Consider the following 16134-nt stretch of genomic DNA (forward strand, 5'->3'; position numbering starts at 1 on the left):
AAAGAACCACGTCGGCGCTAGCATTTTCATGTAGATTTTCTACAATTCGATTGCGATACACTCGCTCATCCGAACCCGATTTCTGCCTGCCGTCCCATGCTGCCCCGCATTGAAGCGATCCGCGCCGAGTTGCGCCCGTCCGAGCGCAAGCTCGCCGACTACATCCTCGCCGCGCCGCGCGAGGTGCTCGACCTAGCGATGACCGAGCTGTCGACGCGCGCGGGCGTCAGCCAGCCGACGATCGCGCGCTTCTGCCAGGCGCTCGGCTGCAGCGGCTTTCGCGAATTCAAGATCCGGCTCGCGCAGAGCGTCGCGCCGGGCGTGTCGTCGGTCTATCGCGACGTCGAGCCCGACGAACCGGCACCCGGCATCATCGGCAAGGTGTTCGACCGCACGATCGGCGCACTGATCGAGGTGCGCAACAGCCTGTCCGCGGGCAGCGTCGCCGATGCGATCGCGCTGCTGTCGAACGCATCCCGGATCGAGTTCTACGGCGCCGGCGGCTCGGGCATCGCCGCGCAGGACATCCAGCACAAGTTCTTCCGGCTCGGCGTGCCGAGCGTCGCATATTCGGATCCGCACACGTTCTCGATGTCGTCGGCGCTGCTCGGGCCGCACGACGTCGTCGTCGCGATCTCGAACACCGGCCGCACGCGCGACATCGTCGACGCCGCGCGCTCCGCGCTCGCGTGCGGCGCGAAAGTCGTCGCGATCACGCAGAGCCATTCGCCGCTCGCGAAGCTCGCGACGGTGAGTCTCGCGTCGAACGTGGCGGAGGAAACGGACGTGTTCTCGCCGATGACGTCGCGGATGTCGCATCTCGCGATCGGCGATATCCTCGCGGTCGGCGTCGCGCTGTCGCGCGGCCCCGCACTGATGGAACGGGTCGGCCGTGCGAAGGAGGCGATCACGCGCCGCCGGATCGACGACGGCGCGAAGGATTGAGCGCGCGCCACGCATACCGCGCGTAAACGACCAACGGCGCCCCGTGGGGCGCCGTTGCGCATCGGGCGGCGCCGGCAACCTCGCCGGCCATGCCGCTCAGAACGGCTTGATCACGACCAGCGCGACCGCCGCGAGCATGCCGAGCACCGGCAGCTCGTTGAACACGCGATACCACTTGTCGGTGCGGCGGTTCTCGCCGCGCTCGAACACCTTCAGCAGATGCCCGCAATACGCGTGGTAGACGATCAGCAGCAGCACGACCGTCACCTTCGCGTGGATCCAGCCCTGCCCCTGCCCGATACCGATCGACAGCCAGAGCCACAACCCGCAGGCCAGCGCCGGCACCGCGATCATCGTCATGAAGCGGAACAGCTTGCGTGCCATCAGCAGCAGGCGCCGCACCGCGGCCGGATCGGTTTCCATGGCCAGGTTCACGTAGATGCGCGGCAGGTAGAACAGCCCCGCGAACCACGCGGCGATCAGAACAATATGGAACGTCTTGACCCAGAGCATTGCCATCGGTTGCGCGCCTCGCTGGTTACTGGCGGCCTTCGCCGTGCCCAAGCACGACGTACTTCAGCGACGTCAGCCCTTCCAGGCCGACGGGGCCGCGTGCGTGCAGCTTGTCGTTCGAGATGCCGATTTCCGCGCCGAGGCCGAATTCGAAGCCGTCCGCGAAACGGGTCGACGCGTTGACCATCACGCTCGCCGAATCGACCTCGCGCAGGAACCGCATCGCGCGGTCGTGATCCTCGGTGACGATCGCATCCGTGTGGTGCGAGCCGTAATGGTTGATGTGCTCGATCGCGGCATCGAGGCCGTCGACGACCTTGATCGCGAGCACCGGCGCGAGATACTCGGTATGCCAGTCTTCCTCGGTCGCATCGACGAGCGGGCCGACGCCCGCATCGGCGAGCACCGTGCGCGCGGCCGCATCGACGCGCAGTTCGACCTGCTTGTCGCGATACAGCTTGCCGAGCGGCGGCAGAAGCTTCGCCGCCACGCCGCTCGACACGAGCAGCGTCTCCATCGTGTTGCAGGTGCCGTAGCGGTGCGTCTTCGCGTTGTCGCAGACGGTCAGCGCCTTGGCGAGATCGGCGCGATCGTCGACGTACACGTGGCAGATGCCGTCGAGATGCTTGATCATCGGCACGCGGGCCTCGTTGATCAGGCGCTCGATCAGGCTCTTGCCGCCGCGCGGCACGATCACGTCGACGTATTCGGTCATCGTGATCAGCTTGCCGACCGCCGCGCGATCGGCCGTCGCGACGACCTGCACTGCGTCCTGCGGCAAGCCGGCTGCTTCGAGCCCTTCGCCGATCAGCTTCGCGAGCGCCGCGTTCGATTCGAGCGCTTCGGAGCCGCCGCGCAGGATCGTCGCGTTGCCCGACTTCAGGCACAGCGCAGCTGCGTCGATCGTCACGTTCGGGCGCGATTCGTAGATGATGCCGATCACGCCGAGCGGCACACGCATCTGGCCGACCTGGATGCCGCTCGGGCGATACTTGAGGTTGCTGATCTCGCCGATCGGATCGGCCAGCGACGCCACCTGGCGCAAGCCTTCGACCATCGTCTTCAGCGCCTTGTCCGACAGCGTCAGGCGATCGACGAACGCCGCATCGAGCCCCTTTTCACGGGCACGTTCGACGTCGCGCGCATTCGCATCCTTCAGCGCCTGCGCGTCGCGTTCGATCGCGCGCGCCACGGCGTCGAGCGCCGCGTTCTTCGCGGCTGTGCTGGCACGCGCCATCGCGCGGGAAGCGTGCCGGGCGCGACGGCCCAGGTCGGTCATGTACTGATCGATATCCATCGTGTGACTCGAGAAGCGCGCCGCGCTGGGCGGCATGAATTCGTGGGGAAGCGTGAGCGGCCGCGGCCGGAGAGCCGCGCCAGCGATCAAAACATTGTAAGCGGGTTGCGCAGCGCGCGCTGAAGGCCCGAACGGGACTTAGCGTCGCACGTGGCCCGCGGTCGGCGGTCGCTCGCCGCGGGCACCGGCCACCGTCATCGCGAGCTGGAACAGCCCGTCCCACGGATCGGGCGGCGGTTCGTCCTGCGTGCGGCGACCCGGCGCGACGGCCGTGAGCCCCTTGACCTGCCGGTCGAGCTTCGCGGCAAACGCGAGCGCCTTCTCGAGCACGGCTTCCGACACGCGGTTCAGCGCGGGGCCGATCAGCCGCTCACGCGGCCCCCACACGCGGTTCTCGCGCAGCAGCGTCGCGAGCGGCTTGCCGGCCGTCGTGCCGCGCTTGATCCGCAGCAGCGTGCGCAACTCCTCGACGACGGCCCACATCACGAGCACGATCGCCTCGCCCTCGCCCTTCAGCCCGTCGATCATCCGCGCGAGCCGCGCGGCGTCGCCGGCGAGCATTGCTTCGTTCAGCTTGAAGACGTCGTAACGCGCGACGTTCAGCACCGCGTCGTGCACCTGCTCGAACGACAGCGCGCCCTGCGGATACAGCAGCCCGAGCTTCTGGATTTCCTGGTGCGCGGCAAGCAGGTTGCCTTCGACGCGCTCGGCGATGAACTGCAGCGCGCGCCGCCCGTCCTCGCCGGGCGCGGCGCGCTGGCCCTGCATGGCAAGACGCTGGCCGATCCAGTTCGGCAGCTGCGCGCGGTCGACCGGATCGATCTTCAACGCGACGCCGCCGTTCTGCAGCGCGGTAAACCACGCGGATTTCTGCGTGGCCGCGTCGAGGCGCGGCAACGTGACGAGCATCAGCGCGTCGGGGTTCGGCGTGGCCGCGAGCGTCTTCAGCGCATCGGCGCCTTCCTTGCCGGGCTTGCCCGACGGAATGCGCAGCTCGATCAGTTGGCGCTCGCCGAACAGCGACATCGCCTGGGTAGCGCCGAGCAGCACGCTCCAGTCGAAACCGCGCTCGACCGTATGCACCGAACGCTCGGTGAAGCCGGCCGCGCGCGCGGCCGCACGAATGCGGTCGCACGCTTCCTGCGCGAGCAGCGGCTCGTCGCCGTAGACGGTATAGAGCCCGGCCAACCCCTTCGCGAGGTGCGGCTCCAGCGCATCAAGTCGCAGTTGCATCGGTACGTACGCCGTCGATCAGAGCGGCGGCGGCGGCAGCGGCGCGCGCGGAGCGACGCCCGGCACCACATCTTCCGACGCCGGCGTCAGCGAGTGGACGATCGCGAGACGTCGCATCAGCTGGTCGACCGCATCGTTCTGCATGTCGCCGTACAGGAGTTCCGATTCCTGCGCCTTTGCGTTCGTGTACTGATCGCTGTACGTCATCGCGCGGTTCAGCGCGATCGCACTCATCGGAATCAGCACCGTGCCGTCCTTGCTCGTCAGTTGGTAGCGCAACGTATAAAAGAGCGCGTATTCCTGTGCCGAACCGTACTTGTTGAGCGTCAGCGTATTCAGGCTACGCGCTTCCCACATGGTCAGCACGGCATCGGCGTCGCCCGCCGACTGGACGATCTTCGTGTCGCTGCCGGCCTCGACGAGACGCACGAGGCGCGCCTCGACGGGCGGCGGCGCGCCGGCGATCAGCAGGCGCTTGAACGCGTAGTCCTGCTGGCCGCGCAACTGGAAGCCGCATGCCGACAGCGCAACCGCGCTGCCGACAGCGAGCATCAAAAACGATCTGCGGATCACCTTCGCTCCTTCTGGGTACGTCCGACGGCCAGCGGCCGTCAGACGACGATGTTCACGAGGCGGCCCGGCACGACGACGATCTTCTTCGCCGGCTTGCCGTCGCTGAACTTCGCGAACGCGTCGTCGGCCACCGCCGCGGCTTCGATCGCCTCGCGGCTCGCGTCCTTCGCCACCTTCAGCGCGCCGCGCACCTTGCCGTTCACCTGCAGCACGAGTTCGATCTCGGCCTGCTCGAGCGCGGCCTCGTCGACCTTCGGCCACGGTGCGTCGAGCAGCGGGCCGAATTCGTCCGCATAGCCCAGCGCCTTCCACAGCTCGAACGTGACGTGCGGCACGACCGGGTACAGCACGCGCAGCAGCACGCCGTACGTTTCACGCAGCACGCCGGGCGTCGCGCCCTTCGCGCCGTCGATCGCGTTCAGCATCTTCATCGCGGCCGACACGACCGTGTTGTACTGCAGACGCTGGTAGTCGAAATCGGCCTGCTTCAGCACGCTGTAGATCTCGCGGCGCAGCACCTTGTCGGCTTCGCCGAGTGCGACCGCATCGAAGCCCGCGCGCGCGGCGAGCGCTTCGCGGTTCGTCGCGCCGAAGCTCCACACGCGGCGCAGGAAGCGGCTCGCGCCCTCGACACCCGCACCCGACCACTCGAGCTGCTGCTCGGGCGGCGCGGCGAACATCGTGAACAGGCGCGCGGTATCGGCGCCATACTGGTCGATCAACAGTTGCGGATCGACGCCGTTGTTCTTCGACTTCGACATCTTCTCGATGCCGCCGAGCACGACCGGCTGGCCGTCCGCGTTCAGCGTCGCGCCGACCGGGCGACCCTTGTCGTCGTGCGTGACCGTCACGTCGAGCGGGTTGTACCAGGTCTTCTTGCCCGATGCGTCCTCGCGGTAGTACGTCTCGTTCAGCACCATCCCCTGCGTGAGCAGGTTCTTCGCCGGCTCGCCGAACTTCACGAGGCCGAGGTCGCGCATCACCTTGGTCCAGAAGCGCGAATACAGCAGGTGCAGGATCGCGTGCTCGATACCGCCGATGTACTGATCCATCGGCATCCAGTAGTCGGTGCGCGCGTCGACCATCGTCTCGGCGTCCGGCGCCGTGTAGCGCGAGAAGTACCACGACGAATCGACGAACGTGTCCATCGTGTCGGTTTCGCGCTTCGCGGCCGCGCCGCACTTCGGGCACGCGCAGTTCAGGAACGCTTCCGACTTCGCGAGCGGGTTGCCCGAGCCGTCCGGCACGAGGTCTTCCGGCAGCACGACGGGCAGATCCTGCTCCGGCACCGGCACGTCGCCGCACGACGGGCAGTGGATGATCGGGATCGGGGTGCCCCAGTAGCGCTGGCGCGACACGCCCCAGTCGCGCAGGCGCCACGTGACCTGCTTGTCGCCGAAGCCGCCGGCGTTCAGGTCGGCCGCGACCGCGTCGACGGCTTCCGCGTAGTGCAGGCCGTCGTACTTGCCGCTGTTCACGCAGACCGCGGTTTCCTTGTCGCCGTACCACTCCTGCCATGCGTCGAGCGAGTACTGCTGGCCTTCGGCCGAGATCACCTGCTTGATCGGCAGGTCGTATTTCTTCGCGAACGCGAAATCGCGTTCGTCGTGGCCCGGCACGCCCATCACCGCGCCTTCGCCATAGCTCATCAACACGTAGTTGCCGATCCACACCTCGACCGGCTCGCCGGTCAGCGGATGCATGACCGAGAAGCCCGTCGCGACGCCCTTCTTCTCCATCGTCGCGACGTCGGCCTCGGCGACACCGCCGCGCTTGCATTCGTCGATGAACGCGAGCAGCTCGGGCTTGTCCTGGGCGAGGCGCGTGGCGAGCGGATGCTCGGCCGCGATCGCGCAGAACGTGACGCCCATGATCGTGTCGGCGCGCGTCGTGAACACGCGCAGCAGCGTCTTCTCGCCGTCGAGTTCGTACGGGAAGCCGAAGTTCACGCCGAAGCTCTTGCCGATCCAGTTCTGCTGCATGATCTTCACGCGCTCCGGCCAGCCGAGGCCGTCGAGGTCGTTCAGCAGCTCATCCGCGTACTGCGTGATGCGCAGGTAGTACATCGGGATCTCGCGCTTCTCGACGAGCGCGCCCGAGCGCCAGCCGCGGCCGTCGATCACCTGCTCGTTCGCGAGCACGGTCTGGTCGACCGGGTCCCAGTTCACGGTGCCCGTCTTCTTGTACGCGATGCCCTTTTCGAGCATCTTCAGGAACAGCCACTGGTTCCACTTGTAGTAGTCGGGCTTGCACGTCGCGATTTCGCGCGACCAGTCGATCGCGAGACCCATCGACTGCATCTGGCCCTTCATGTAGTCGATGTTGTCGTAAGTCCACTTCGCGGGCGGCACGCCGTTCGCCATCGCGGCGTTCTCGGCCGGCATCCCGAACGCGTCCCAGCCCATCGGCATCAGCGTGTTGTAGCCGTTCATCCGCAGATAGCGGTACATCACGTCGTTGATCGTGTAGTTCCGCACGTGACCCATGTGCAGCTTGCCGGACGGGTACGGCAGCATCGACACGCAGTAGAACTTCGGCTTCTGCGAATCTTCCTGCGTCTTGTAGGCATCGGCTGCGCGCCAGTCGCCCTGGGCGGCGGCTTCGACGTCGGCGGGTACGTATCTCTCGTGCATGGTGTGGTTCGGACTAGGCTTTAAGCGGCGCGACGGCTCGCGCGCGGATGTGGATCGAAAGTCGTGCTGGCCCGGCGGACTGGCAGGTTCGCTGTTGCCGGACCTGTTCACGGTTTCCGGGAATTTTCCGGGTAACCCGCGGCATGCCCGGGTAGCCTGGAAAATTCCGGGTTACCTGAAAAAAGCCTGCCAACCGGGAAAAACGTTGATTATACCGCCCGCGCCGGCCCATTCGACCGGTCTTGCGGCGTGCGGCCCGATCCCGCGGCAGGGATGGGCCCACGGGATCCGCTCAGCGGTTGGCCGGCACGGCAGGCGCTGCCGCCGAACCGCCCGCCTGCGGCGGCACGTCGGTCACGAAGCCGATCCGCGTGAGGCCGGCGGCCTGCGCGGCGCCCATCACCTGCGCGATCGTGTCGTAGCGGGTCGCGCGCGACGCGCGCAGCCGCAACTCGGGCGGCGCGCCACCCGCGGCGGCGGCGCGAAAGCGCGCGGGCAGCGCGTCGAGCGCCACGGGCGTGTCGTCCCAGTACAGCTTGCCCGCATCGTCGATCGACAAGGTGACGGATTGCGGCGTATCGCGCGCGACGCTGGCCGCCACCTTCGGCAGGTCGAGCCGGATCGCGTGCGTCATCAGCGGCGCGGTGATGATGAAGATGACGAGCAGCACCAGCATCACGTCGATCAGCGGGGTCATGTTGATCTCCGCCATCGGCGCGGACGTCTTGTGGTGCTCGAGTCCGCCGAATGCCATGGTCGCTCCTCCCCCGGAATGGGCGCGTCAGGCTTCCTGCGCGCACACGAACACGTGCAGGTCGCGCGCGAAGCCGTCGAGTTCCTCGGCGAGCTGCCGCACGAGCCGCCCGAGGATGTTGTAGGCCAGCACCGCGGGAATCGCGACGACGAGCCCGAACGCGGTCATGATCAGCGCCTCGCCGACCGGCCCCGCGACGTTCTCGATCTGCGCCTGCCCGCTCGCGGCGATGCTGCCGAGCGCGTGGTAGATGCCCCACACAGTGCCGAGCAGCCCGACGAACGGTGCGGTGCTGCCGATCGACGCGAGCAGCACCTGGCCGAATTCGAGACGCCGCTGCGAGCGCAGCATCGCGTGCCGCAACGCACGCAGCACGCGCTCGCTGCGCTCGACGCGCGCGGCCAGTGCGGCCGGATCGTGGTCGTCGGCCGCATCGCGCGCGGCTTCGGCCAGCGGCACGAACACGCGCTCGCGATCGGCGCCGGCGAGCGCGGCAATGCCCGCGTCGAGCGACGCCGCGCGCCAGAACGCGGCGAGCGCGCGCGGCCCCTGCCGCTTCGCACGGACCAGCAGCCAGGCTTTCGTGAGGAGGAAGCACCAGCTGGCGACGGACATCGCCAGCAGCACATAGGCGACGGCGTGCGTGATCGCATCGCCGCTTTCGAGGTAGTGGACAACGCCGGTGGGTATCGCCATCGGAGTTTCCCCGTGGGGTCAGCGCAGGCCGAGCACGTCCTGCATGTCGAACAGGCCGGCGCCGCGCGCCGACAGGAAGTGGACCGCGCGCAGCGCGCCTTGCGCGTACGACACGCGGCTCGACGACTTGTGCGTGATCTCGATGCGCTCGCCGATCCCGGCGAACAGCACGGTGTGGTCGCCGACGATGTCGCCGCCGCGCACCGCGGCGAAGCCGATCGACGACGGGTCGCGTTCGCCCGTCACGCCGTGACGGCCGTACACAGCGCAATCGTCGAGCGAGCGGCCGAGCGCGCCAGCGACGGCTTCGCCCATCATCAGCGCGGTGCCGGACGGCGCATCGACCTTGTGACGGTGATGCGCCTCGATGATCTCGATGTCGTAGCCGTGCGAGAAATGCTTCGCCGCGAATTCGAGCAGCTTCAGCGTGACGTTCACGCCGACGCTCATGTTCGCCGCGAACACGATGCCGATCTTACCCGCCGCGGCCTGCAACTCGGCCTTCTGCTCGGCGGTGAAGCCGGTCGTGCCGATCACGAGCTTCACGTCGTGACGCAGCGCGGCCTCGATATGGGCCATCGTGCCTTCCGGACGCGTGAAGTCGATCAGGTAGTCGGCCTGCGCGAACACGGCGTCGAGATCGGCGGTCAGCTTGACCCCGGTGTCCTTGCCAAGGAACGCGCCGGCGTCCTGGCCGAGGAACGGCGAGTCGGCACGGTCGAGCGCGCCGACCAGCTGCGCGTCGGAATCGTTGAGAACGGCTTCGATCAGCATCCGGCCCATTCGGCCCGATGCGCCGGCAATCGCAATCTTCATGGCTTTCTACACGACAGGTCTAAAGACGGGCGGCGCATGCCGCCCTGTTTCCACACGCGGACTTACTGCGCCGGCGCGGTGAGCGGCTGGTTCTGCAGCGTGTCGGAGCCTTGCGGGCCGACCGGCGGCGACGCCTCGTTCGACACGTTCGGCTGCGGCGGACGATGGAACTGGAACTGCGGCTGGATCGCCGGAACCGCGCCCGGCGGCTGGCCGCCCGGCACCGGCGCACCGCCGGCAGCCTGCGTGGACGGCGTGAACCGCCGCGCGGCCGTGCCCTGACCCGACACCTGGTTGGTCGCACGGTTCGCCGCGCGGGCGGCCTGCGCGTTCGCATCCTGGTCGACCACCGCGCCCGACGCCGGCACGGCGGCCGGGCTGGCGACAGCCTCCGGCGCCGACGCGCTCGCCGCTTGCGCGGCGCTCGCGGCGGCGGCGGCCTCGGCGGCCTTCTTCGCCGCTGCGGCCGCTTTCGCCTTCTTGCCGCCACGGTCGCCGTCGATATCGGCCAGCAGGTCGAGTTCCGAAGGCAGGTTGTCCGCCCCCGTCCAGCCCGCCAGGCGATCGCCCGAGAACGTCACGACCAGATCGCGCTGCTGGACGACTGCCGTCGAGCCGCGCTTGAAGTAGAAGAGGTAATCCCAGCGGTCGGCGTGGAACATGTCGGCCAGCAGCGGGGTGCCGAGCAGCGCGCGCACCTGCTCGCGCGACATGCCGACCTGCAGCTGCGCGGCCTTCTCCTGCGACACGAAGTTGCCTTGCACGACGGTGATCCGGTAGGGGGTGATGCTCTGCGCGATGCGCTGCGTCACGCTGTCGTACGACGAACAACCAGCCAGCGCGGCAACGGCGGCGGCAGCGATGATGACACTCCGCATGCGGCTCCTCTGAAAGTGCGAAAGAGATTCTGGAATCATTTCCCTCACCGTGCAGGCCCGCATCGCAGGCCGCGCGTGTTTCTGGAACGGCGAAAAGCCGGTAACATTGAAGCCCTGCATTGTACTCTAGGGATGCCTAGCCATGACCAATCCGACGGATCTCAAGAATATCGGGCTAAAGGCCACCCTACCGCGCCTCAAGATTCTCGAGATCTTCCAGCAGAGCCCCGTGCGCCATCTGACGGCAGAAGACGTCTACCGGAACCTGCTCAACGAGCAGCTCGACATCGGGCTCGCCACCGTCTACCGCGTGCTGACGCAGTTCGAGCAGGCCGGCCTGCTGACGCGCAGCAACTTCGAATCCGGCAAGGCCGTGTTCGAACTGAACGAAGGCTCGCACCACGATCACCTCGTGTGCCTCGATTGCGGCCGTGTCGAGGAGTTCTTCGACGCCGAGATCGAAGGCCGCCAGCAGGCCATCGCCAAGGAGCGCGGCTTCAAGCTCCAGGAGCACTCGCTCGCGATGTACGGTTCCTGCACGACCGAGAACTGCCCGCATCGCAAGCACTGAGTCGCGCGACCCTCGCACGCAGCACGGCCCGGCCGGCATCTCGCCGCCCGGGCCGTGTTCTTTTCGGGATAGCACCCGGATCGGGATGGCGTCGGCGTACCGCCGTGCGAGCCGTGCGGCCCAGGCTTTCGAAATCCCTTCGACGTGCCCGCGCGGGCTGCCGTCAGGCAGCCCGAGCCTGACGCTGTGCCTGCGTCAGGCCGCGCAGGCCGGCTCGAACTCGAGCGCCCACGCGCGCTCGAGCGGGATCTCGTCGCAGTTCGGCTGCGGGCCGCCGCGGTCGACGATCACGAAATCGCTGACCGCGTCGAGCGCAAGCAGCGGATGGTGCCAGACACCCTTCGCATAGTTCACGCCCTGCCAGCCTTCCGCGAGGAACGCGCGCATCGCGTCGGGCCGGAAATCGCCGGCCGGCGCGACGACGATCGCGTAGCGCGACACGGCCGCGAGCGGGATGAATGCCTGGCTGCCGTGCGGATGGCGCTCCATCAGCGTGATGGCGACCGGCAGCGTCCGCGGCTGCGCGCGGAACACGCTGACGAGCGGGCGGCCGCCGTCCGCGCACACGTCGATCGTCGCGAGATCGTGGAAGCGCTCGGTCGTGCCGCCGTTGATCGGGAAATGCCGTGCGCCTTCGAGCGCGATCACATCGCCGAACGGCGCGAACGCTTCGCGGGTCAGGCGCTCGACGCGCAGCAGGTGGGATCCGCTCATGCCGTTGCCCTCCTTCAAACCGGCTCGCCCCACAGACGCAGGCGCGACACGCCGCCGTCCGGGAAGATGTTGAAACGCACATGCGTGACGGGGCCGAGCGCCGCGAGCGGGTCGAACGTGTGGACGTGATCCATCCGCAGCTTCTGCTCGCCGAGCAGTTCGGCCCAGAACATCGCCTGCGTGACGAGCGAGTCGTCGGTGCCGCCCGTGACATGCGCGGCCTGCAGCGAGCAGCGGTCGGGGAAGTTGCCCTTGAAGAACGCGGTATCGACCTCGACGCGCCGGATGATGCCCGGCCGCGCAAGCGCGACGATCGCCCAGTCGTTGCCCGGCTCGCGGCGGCGCCGCGTTTCCCAGCCGTCGCCCATGTTCACGCCGCGCCCCGGCATCAGCATCTGCGAGGCCGGGCCGAAGTGCTGGTTGTTCGCGGCCACCAGGTAGCCGCCGTTCTCGATCGCCGCGAGATCGACGAGCTCGCCGGCCGGCACCTGGCGCCAGTCGCGCTGCGGCTGGCCGTAGACGCGCAGCCGCGCGAGCCCGCCGTCCGGATACAGGTTCACGCGCAGGTGCGTATAGGGCCGCGCATCGCCGACGCTCACGTAGTGATGCGAATTGCCCTGCAGCGTCGTCGCCGGGACGATCGGGCGCCATTCGGCGTCATCGGGCGGCGTGTCGCCTTCGGCCACGCACGCGTCGATCGACGCGGCCGGCGGGAAGTTGCCGGTGAAGTGGCTCGTATCGAGGTCGACACCGTGGATCACGCCCGGCCGCGCGAGCCGCACCACGCAGAAGTCGTGGCCGGTCGTGCGCTTGCGGCGCGTCTCCCAGCCGTCCATCCACTTGCCGTGGTCGTCGTACTTGCCGGGAATGAACACGGCCGGCTCGGGATTCAGCATGCGCTCCTTCGGCGCGAAGAATTCGTCGCTGGCAAAGAGCGCCTGCGCCCCGAGGCGCGGGTCGGCGAGGTTCATGTAACGCCGCGTAAAGGCCGGCGCGTTCGGATCGAGGATGGGGGCTGCCATGTCGTCTCCTGGGGTGCGATGAAGTGCCGGCGCATCGAGGCGCCGGCCACCTGAATTCCGGTTGCGCGGGACGACCAGGGGAAGCCGCCGCGCGCGGGGTTGCGCTCAGAGCGCGTGAGCCTGATCGCCGGCGACCGGCGCCGCGCGATCTTCCTCTTCGGCCGGTACGTAGCGCAGCTCGCGGTTCAGCACGCGCTTCGCGCGGGCCCGATCGATGTCGTTCTCCCACACCGCGACGACCACCGTCGCGACGCAGTTGCCGATCAGGTTGGTCACCGCGCGGGCGATGCCGACGAACCAGTCGACCGGCAGGATCAGCACGAGGCCGAGCACCGGAATCGCGGGGATCGCCGACAGCGTTGCCGCGAGGATCACGATCGCCGAGCCCGGGATCCCGTGCGCGCCCTTCGACGTGACGAGCGACACGAGCAGCACGACGATCAGGTCATGCGTCGACAGCGGCGTGTTGGTGGCCTGCGCGATGAACAGCACGGCGAGCGTCAGGTAGATCGAGAAGCCGTCGAGGTTGAACGAGTAGCCGGTGGGAATCACGAGGCCGACCGTCGAATCCTTCACGCCCATGTATTCGAGCTTGCGCATCACCTGCGGCAGCACCGCGTCCGACGACGCCGTGCCGAGCACGATAGACAGCTCTTCGCGCAGGTAGCGGATCAGCTTGAACACCGAGAAGCCCGCGAGCCGCATCACCGTGCCGAGCACGACCGTGACGAACACGAAGCAGCTCAGGTAGAACACCGCGACGAGATAGCCGAGCTGCTTGAGCGACGCGACGCCGTACTTGCCGGTCGTGAACGCGATCGCGCCAAGCACGCCGAGCGGCGCGAGCTTGATGATGAAGCCGATGATCCGGAAGAACACGTGCGACAGTTCCTCGATCAGCGAGTTGACGCGCTGCGCCTTGTCGCCGAGCAGCGACAGCGCGGAGCCGAACAGCACCGCGAACACCAGGATCTGCAGGATGTCGCCCTTCGCGAACGCGTCGATCGCGGTCTCGGGGATGATCTTCATCAGGTAGCCGGCCGTGTCCTTCAGGCTTTCGGCGTTCTTCGCGTACGACGCGAGCGACGACGCGTCGAGCGAGCGCAGGTCGATGTTCATCCCGACGCCCGGACGCGTGAGCCACGCTAGGATGAGGCCGATGCCGAGCGCGAGCGTCGTCATGATCTCGAAGTAGACGACGGCCTTCAGGCCGACCCGGCCGACCTTTTTCAGGTCGCCCGCGTTGGCCATCCCGCTGACCACCACGCAGAACACGATCGGCCCGATCACCATCTTGATCAGCTTCAGGAAGCCGTCGCCGAGCGGTCGCAACGACTCGGCGAAATGCGGGAAGAACGCGCCCAGCGCGATCCCCAGAACAAGTGCGACGACTACCCGGCCAAACAGCGAATTGAGGAATTTCGACACGGCGCTCTCCCGATCCAACGGTTGCAGTTTCGTCTGTTCATACTGGTAAGACCAGTGATGTTATGGTGGATAGTAGGAAGCCGATATAGTGGCGTCAAGGACGGACGAAATAGGGATTTCCCGCCCCTGCCCGCCCGGTTTCGATGCACCTGACAGGGGCAGATCGTGGCTTTCCCGTAGGCCGGCCATGCACCGCCTGCGTGCGGATTACAATGCCGGTCAGACCGGCCAAAGTTCACATCATGAAAAACGTTCCGCACACCGTGACCGACGCCGCCATCGCGACGATCCGCGACCGGATCGAGGCAGGCGTGTATCCGGTCGGCAGCCTGCTGCCGGCCCAGCGCCAGCTCTCCGAAGAGCTGGAGATCAGCCGCGCGTCGCTGCGCGAGGCACTGTCGACGCTCGAGGCGCTCGGGATGCTGCGCATCCGCGCCGGCAAGGGCGTGTACGTCGAAAGCGCGCAGGCCACGGCCGCGCACGCATGGCGGTTCGCGGAGCAGTCGTCGCCGCCCGACACGTACCAGATGCGCTATGCGCTCGAAGGGTTCGCCGCGCGGATGGCCGCGCACGTCGTCAGCGATGGCGACATCGCGTGGTTCGAGGACAACCTCGCCGACCTGCACGTCGCGCTCACCGAAAACGCGCTCGACGAAGCGTCGCAGCTCGACTTCGACTTCCACATGCGGATCATCCACCTGGCCGGCAACGCGGCGATCGAATCGGTGCTGCGCAGCAGCGCGGACATCATGAAGGAAAGCCAGCGCATGCCGTTCTACCGGCGCGAACTGCTGCTGTCGACGTGGCACGAGCACCGTGCGATCGTCGACGCGCTGATCGCGCGCGACGCGGCTGCCGCCGGCACCGCGATCGAAACGCACATCGCGAACGCCGCGCAGCGCGCGGGCATCTTCTTCCCGACACCGCGTACATGACGGCCCGGGCGGGCGCCCGTCGCGCGCGCCGCCCGGCCGTACCGGTCACCCTCCCGACGGATCGCGATACGCGAGCGCACGCTCGATGAACGCGCGCGCCGCGACGCTGCGGTACGCGCCCTTGCGCGTGAGCAGCGCAGCCGTGCGCGCGGGCAGCGGCGGATCGATCTCGAGCGCGCACAGGTCGGCGCTCTCGCGCGCGACCGCGTCGGGCAGCACCGTCGCGAGCCGGCCGCACCGCACGAGCTCCAGCACCGCGCTGACCGTATTCGTCTCGATCGCGATCAACGGCCGCGCGCCATGCTCGATGAAATACCGGTCGATGCTTTCGCGCGTCGCGAACGCGCGGCTCAGCAGCACCAGCGGCTCGCCGCCGAGCTCGGCCGGCGTCAGTGCGCGACGGCGCCGCGCGAGACGATGCGTGCGGCCCGTCACGAGCGCGAGCGGCTCGTCCCACAGCGGCAGCGCATCGATGTCCGGCGCACGTGGCGGCATGAACGCGAAGCCCGCGTCGAGCCGGTCGTCGGCGAGCAGCGCCTCGATGCGCTCCTGCGGCATCGCGTCGATCGTCAGTGCGACGTTCGGATAGTCGGCATGGAACGCGTCGATCAGCGAGCCGCTCAGGTAGGCCGCGAAGGTCGGCATCATCGCGAGCCGCAACGACCCGCTGCCGAGATCGGCGACGTCGTGCAGCGCGCGCTGCCCCGTCTCGAGCTCGTGCAGCGCGGCGCGCGCGTGGCGCGCATAGACCTCGCCGAACTCGGTGAGCTGCACCGTGCGGCCCGAGCGGTCGAACAACTGCACGCCGAGCGTTTCCTCGAGCTGGCGGATCTGCTGCGACAGCGTCGGCTGCGAGACGTGCAGCACGTCGGCCGCGCGCGTGAAACTGCGCTGCTCGGCGACGGCCAGGAAATAGCGGATGTGGCGGAGGAGCATGGCGGCCGACGTATTGGTTTCACCAATGAAGCGCATAACGATCCAGTCTTGGACGCTATGGTTCGATTCCCGCATCATACGCACATCCGTTCCCGTGCATCGCGTCTGGCGCCGCACCGGATCGGCCCGCCCGGGCCCGCCCTGCCTCCGCCCGCCGCACGACGATCCGCCGCCCGCCCGATCCGGGCCC

Annotated in this window: 16 protein-coding genes; 3 read left to right on the forward strand and 13 right to left on the reverse strand. The window is 68.0% G+C overall.

Going from position 1 to position 16134, the window contains the following annotated elements; genetic code table 11:
• Positions 1–96 precede the first annotated feature (96 nt).
• On the forward strand, positions 97–945 hold the full coding sequence (locus QZM67_RS19620; RefSeq protein ID WP_011350936.1) for a MurR/RpiR family transcriptional regulator: 849 nt from the start codon (positions 97–99) through the stop codon (positions 943–945).
• 96 nt (positions 946–1041) lie between these two features.
• Here QZM67_RS19620 and QZM67_RS19625 read toward each other — a convergent pair whose 3' ends face one another.
• The 9 genes from QZM67_RS19625 to QZM67_RS19665 form a co-directional block, all read right to left on the reverse strand.
• Positions 1042–1464 (reverse strand): CopD family protein, encoded by a 423-nt coding sequence (locus QZM67_RS19625; protein ID WP_089449897.1) that lies wholly within the window; start codon positions 1462–1464, stop codon positions 1042–1044.
• A 19-nt stretch (positions 1465–1483) separates the two neighbouring features.
• Entirely contained in the window at positions 1484–2755 is a 1272-nt protein-coding gene (locus tag QZM67_RS19630; RefSeq protein ID WP_175021586.1) for a glutamate-5-semialdehyde dehydrogenase, read from the reverse strand.
• 138 nt (positions 2756–2893) lie between these two features.
• Positions 2894–3988: a DNA polymerase III subunit delta gene (gene holA / locus QZM67_RS19635; protein ID WP_043191265.1), complete on the reverse strand. Its 1095-nt coding sequence runs from the start codon at positions 3986–3988 to the stop codon at positions 2894–2896.
• Positions 3989–4006: 18 nt separating this feature from the next.
• Positions 4007–4561: an LPS assembly lipoprotein LptE gene (lptE, locus tag QZM67_RS19640; RefSeq protein ID WP_301805955.1), complete on the reverse strand. Its 555-nt coding sequence runs from the start codon at positions 4559–4561 to the stop codon at positions 4007–4009.
• Between the two features lie 38 nt (positions 4562–4599).
• Complete coding sequence (leuS, locus tag QZM67_RS19645; protein ID WP_175021585.1) at positions 4600–7194, reverse strand: leucine--tRNA ligase; 2595 nt, start codon at positions 7192–7194, stop codon at positions 4600–4602.
• A gap of 292 nt (positions 7195–7486) precedes the next feature.
• The gene (locus QZM67_RS19650) at positions 7487–7948 is read right to left on the reverse strand and encodes a biopolymer transporter ExbD (RefSeq protein ID WP_122944464.1); all 462 of its coding nucleotides are present in this window, start codon (positions 7946–7948) and stop codon (positions 7487–7489) included.
• A gap of 27 nt (positions 7949–7975) precedes the next feature.
• Positions 7976–8644 (reverse strand): MotA/TolQ/ExbB proton channel family protein, encoded by a 669-nt coding sequence (locus QZM67_RS19655; RefSeq protein ID WP_301805963.1) that lies wholly within the window; start codon positions 8642–8644, stop codon positions 7976–7978.
• 18 nt (positions 8645–8662) lie between these two features.
• Positions 8663–9460 carry a 4-hydroxy-tetrahydrodipicolinate reductase gene (dapB, locus tag QZM67_RS19660; RefSeq protein ID WP_122944462.1) on the reverse strand — a complete coding sequence of 266 codons (798 nt, stop codon included), beginning with the start codon at positions 9458–9460 and terminating at the stop codon, positions 8663–8665.
• A 62-nt stretch (positions 9461–9522) separates the two neighbouring features.
• A complete protein-coding gene (locus tag QZM67_RS19665; RefSeq protein WP_043191275.1) occupies positions 9523–10338 on the reverse strand; it encodes an outer membrane protein assembly factor BamE in 816 nt (271 codons plus the stop codon).
• Positions 10339–10480: 142 nt separating this feature from the next.
• Here QZM67_RS19665 and fur point away from each other — a divergent pair, with 142 nt between their 5' ends.
• Complete coding sequence (fur, locus tag QZM67_RS19670; RefSeq protein ID WP_043191276.1) at positions 10481–10909, forward strand: ferric iron uptake transcriptional regulator; 429 nt, start codon at positions 10481–10483, stop codon at positions 10907–10909.
• A 195-nt stretch (positions 10910–11104) separates the two neighbouring features.
• On the opposite strand, the gene QZM67_RS19675 is transcribed toward fur, so the two are convergent.
• The 3 genes from QZM67_RS19675 to QZM67_RS19685 all read right to left on the reverse strand — a co-directional run bounded on the left by QZM67_RS19675 (position 11105) and on the right by QZM67_RS19685 (position 14073).
• Positions 11105–11623 (reverse strand): ureidoglycolate lyase, encoded by a 519-nt coding sequence (locus QZM67_RS19675; RefSeq protein ID WP_175021582.1) that lies wholly within the window; start codon positions 11621–11623, stop codon positions 11105–11107.
• Positions 11624–11637: 14 nt separating this feature from the next.
• The gene (alc, locus tag QZM67_RS19680; RefSeq protein ID WP_301805972.1) at positions 11638–12645 is read right to left on the reverse strand and encodes an allantoicase; all 1008 of its coding nucleotides are present in this window, start codon (positions 12643–12645) and stop codon (positions 11638–11640) included.
• A gap of 105 nt (positions 12646–12750) precedes the next feature.
• On the reverse strand, positions 12751–14073 hold the full coding sequence (locus tag QZM67_RS19685) for a C4-dicarboxylate transporter DctA (RefSeq protein ID WP_175021580.1): 1323 nt from the start codon (positions 14071–14073) through the stop codon (positions 12751–12753).
• 212 nt (positions 14074–14285) lie between these two features.
• Between QZM67_RS19685 and QZM67_RS19690 the strand changes: the two genes are divergently transcribed.
• Entirely contained in the window at positions 14286–15008 is a 723-nt protein-coding gene (locus tag QZM67_RS19690) for a FadR/GntR family transcriptional regulator (protein WP_080741831.1), read from the forward strand.
• A 45-nt stretch (positions 15009–15053) separates the two neighbouring features.
• On the opposite strand, the gene cynR is transcribed toward QZM67_RS19690, so the two are convergent.
• On the reverse strand, positions 15054–15944 hold the full coding sequence (gene cynR / locus QZM67_RS19695) for a transcriptional regulator CynR (RefSeq protein ID WP_301805977.1): 891 nt from the start codon (positions 15942–15944) through the stop codon (positions 15054–15056).
• Positions 15945–16134 lie beyond the last annotated feature (190 nt).

Origin of the sequence: Burkholderia sp. AU45251 (assembly GCF_030482905.1) — a bacterium.
GTDB classification, from domain to species: Bacteria; Pseudomonadota; Gammaproteobacteria; order Burkholderiales; family Burkholderiaceae; genus Burkholderia; species Burkholderia aenigmatica.

Coding starts and splice junctions, on each gene's coding strand:
- QZM67_RS19630 (WP_175021586.1), bottom strand. CDS start 2,755: ATGGATATCGATCAGTACATGACCGACCTGGGCCGTCGCGCCCGGCAC.
- fur (WP_043191276.1), top strand. CDS start 10,481: ATGACCAATCCGACGGATCTCAAGAATATCGGGCTAAAGGCCACCCTA.
- leuS (WP_175021585.1), bottom strand. CDS start 7,194: ATGCACGAGAGATACGTACCCGCCGACGTCGAAGCCGCCGCCCAGGGC.
- QZM67_RS19690 (WP_080741831.1), top strand. CDS start 14,286: ATGCCGGTCAGACCGGCCAAAGTTCACATCATGAAAAACGTTCCGCAC.
- alc (WP_301805972.1), bottom strand. CDS start 12,645: ATGGCAGCCCCCATCCTCGATCCGAACGCGCCGGCCTTTACGCGGCGT.
- cynR (WP_301805977.1), bottom strand. CDS start 15,944: ATGCTCCTCCGCCACATCCGCTATTTCCTGGCCGTCGCCGAGCAGCGC.
- QZM67_RS19625 (WP_089449897.1), bottom strand. CDS start 1,464: ATGGCAATGCTCTGGGTCAAGACGTTCCATATTGTTCTGATCGCCGCG.
- QZM67_RS19655 (WP_301805963.1), bottom strand. CDS start 8,644: ATGGCGATACCCACCGGCGTTGTCCACTACCTCGAAAGCGGCGATGCG.
- QZM67_RS19675 (WP_175021582.1), bottom strand. CDS start 11,623: ATGAGCGGATCCCACCTGCTGCGCGTCGAGCGCCTGACCCGCGAAGCG.
- holA (WP_043191265.1), bottom strand. CDS start 3,988: ATGCAACTGCGACTTGATGCGCTGGAGCCGCACCTCGCGAAGGGGTTG.
- QZM67_RS19650 (WP_122944464.1), bottom strand. CDS start 7,948: ATGGCATTCGGCGGACTCGAGCACCACAAGACGTCCGCGCCGATGGCG.
- dapB (WP_122944462.1), bottom strand. CDS start 9,460: ATGAAGATTGCGATTGCCGGCGCATCGGGCCGAATGGGCCGGATGCTG.
- QZM67_RS19620 (WP_011350936.1), top strand. CDS start 97: ATGCTGCCCCGCATTGAAGCGATCCGCGCCGAGTTGCGCCCGTCCGAG.
- QZM67_RS19665 (WP_043191275.1), bottom strand. CDS start 10,338: ATGCGGAGTGTCATCATCGCTGCCGCCGCCGTTGCCGCGCTGGCTGGT.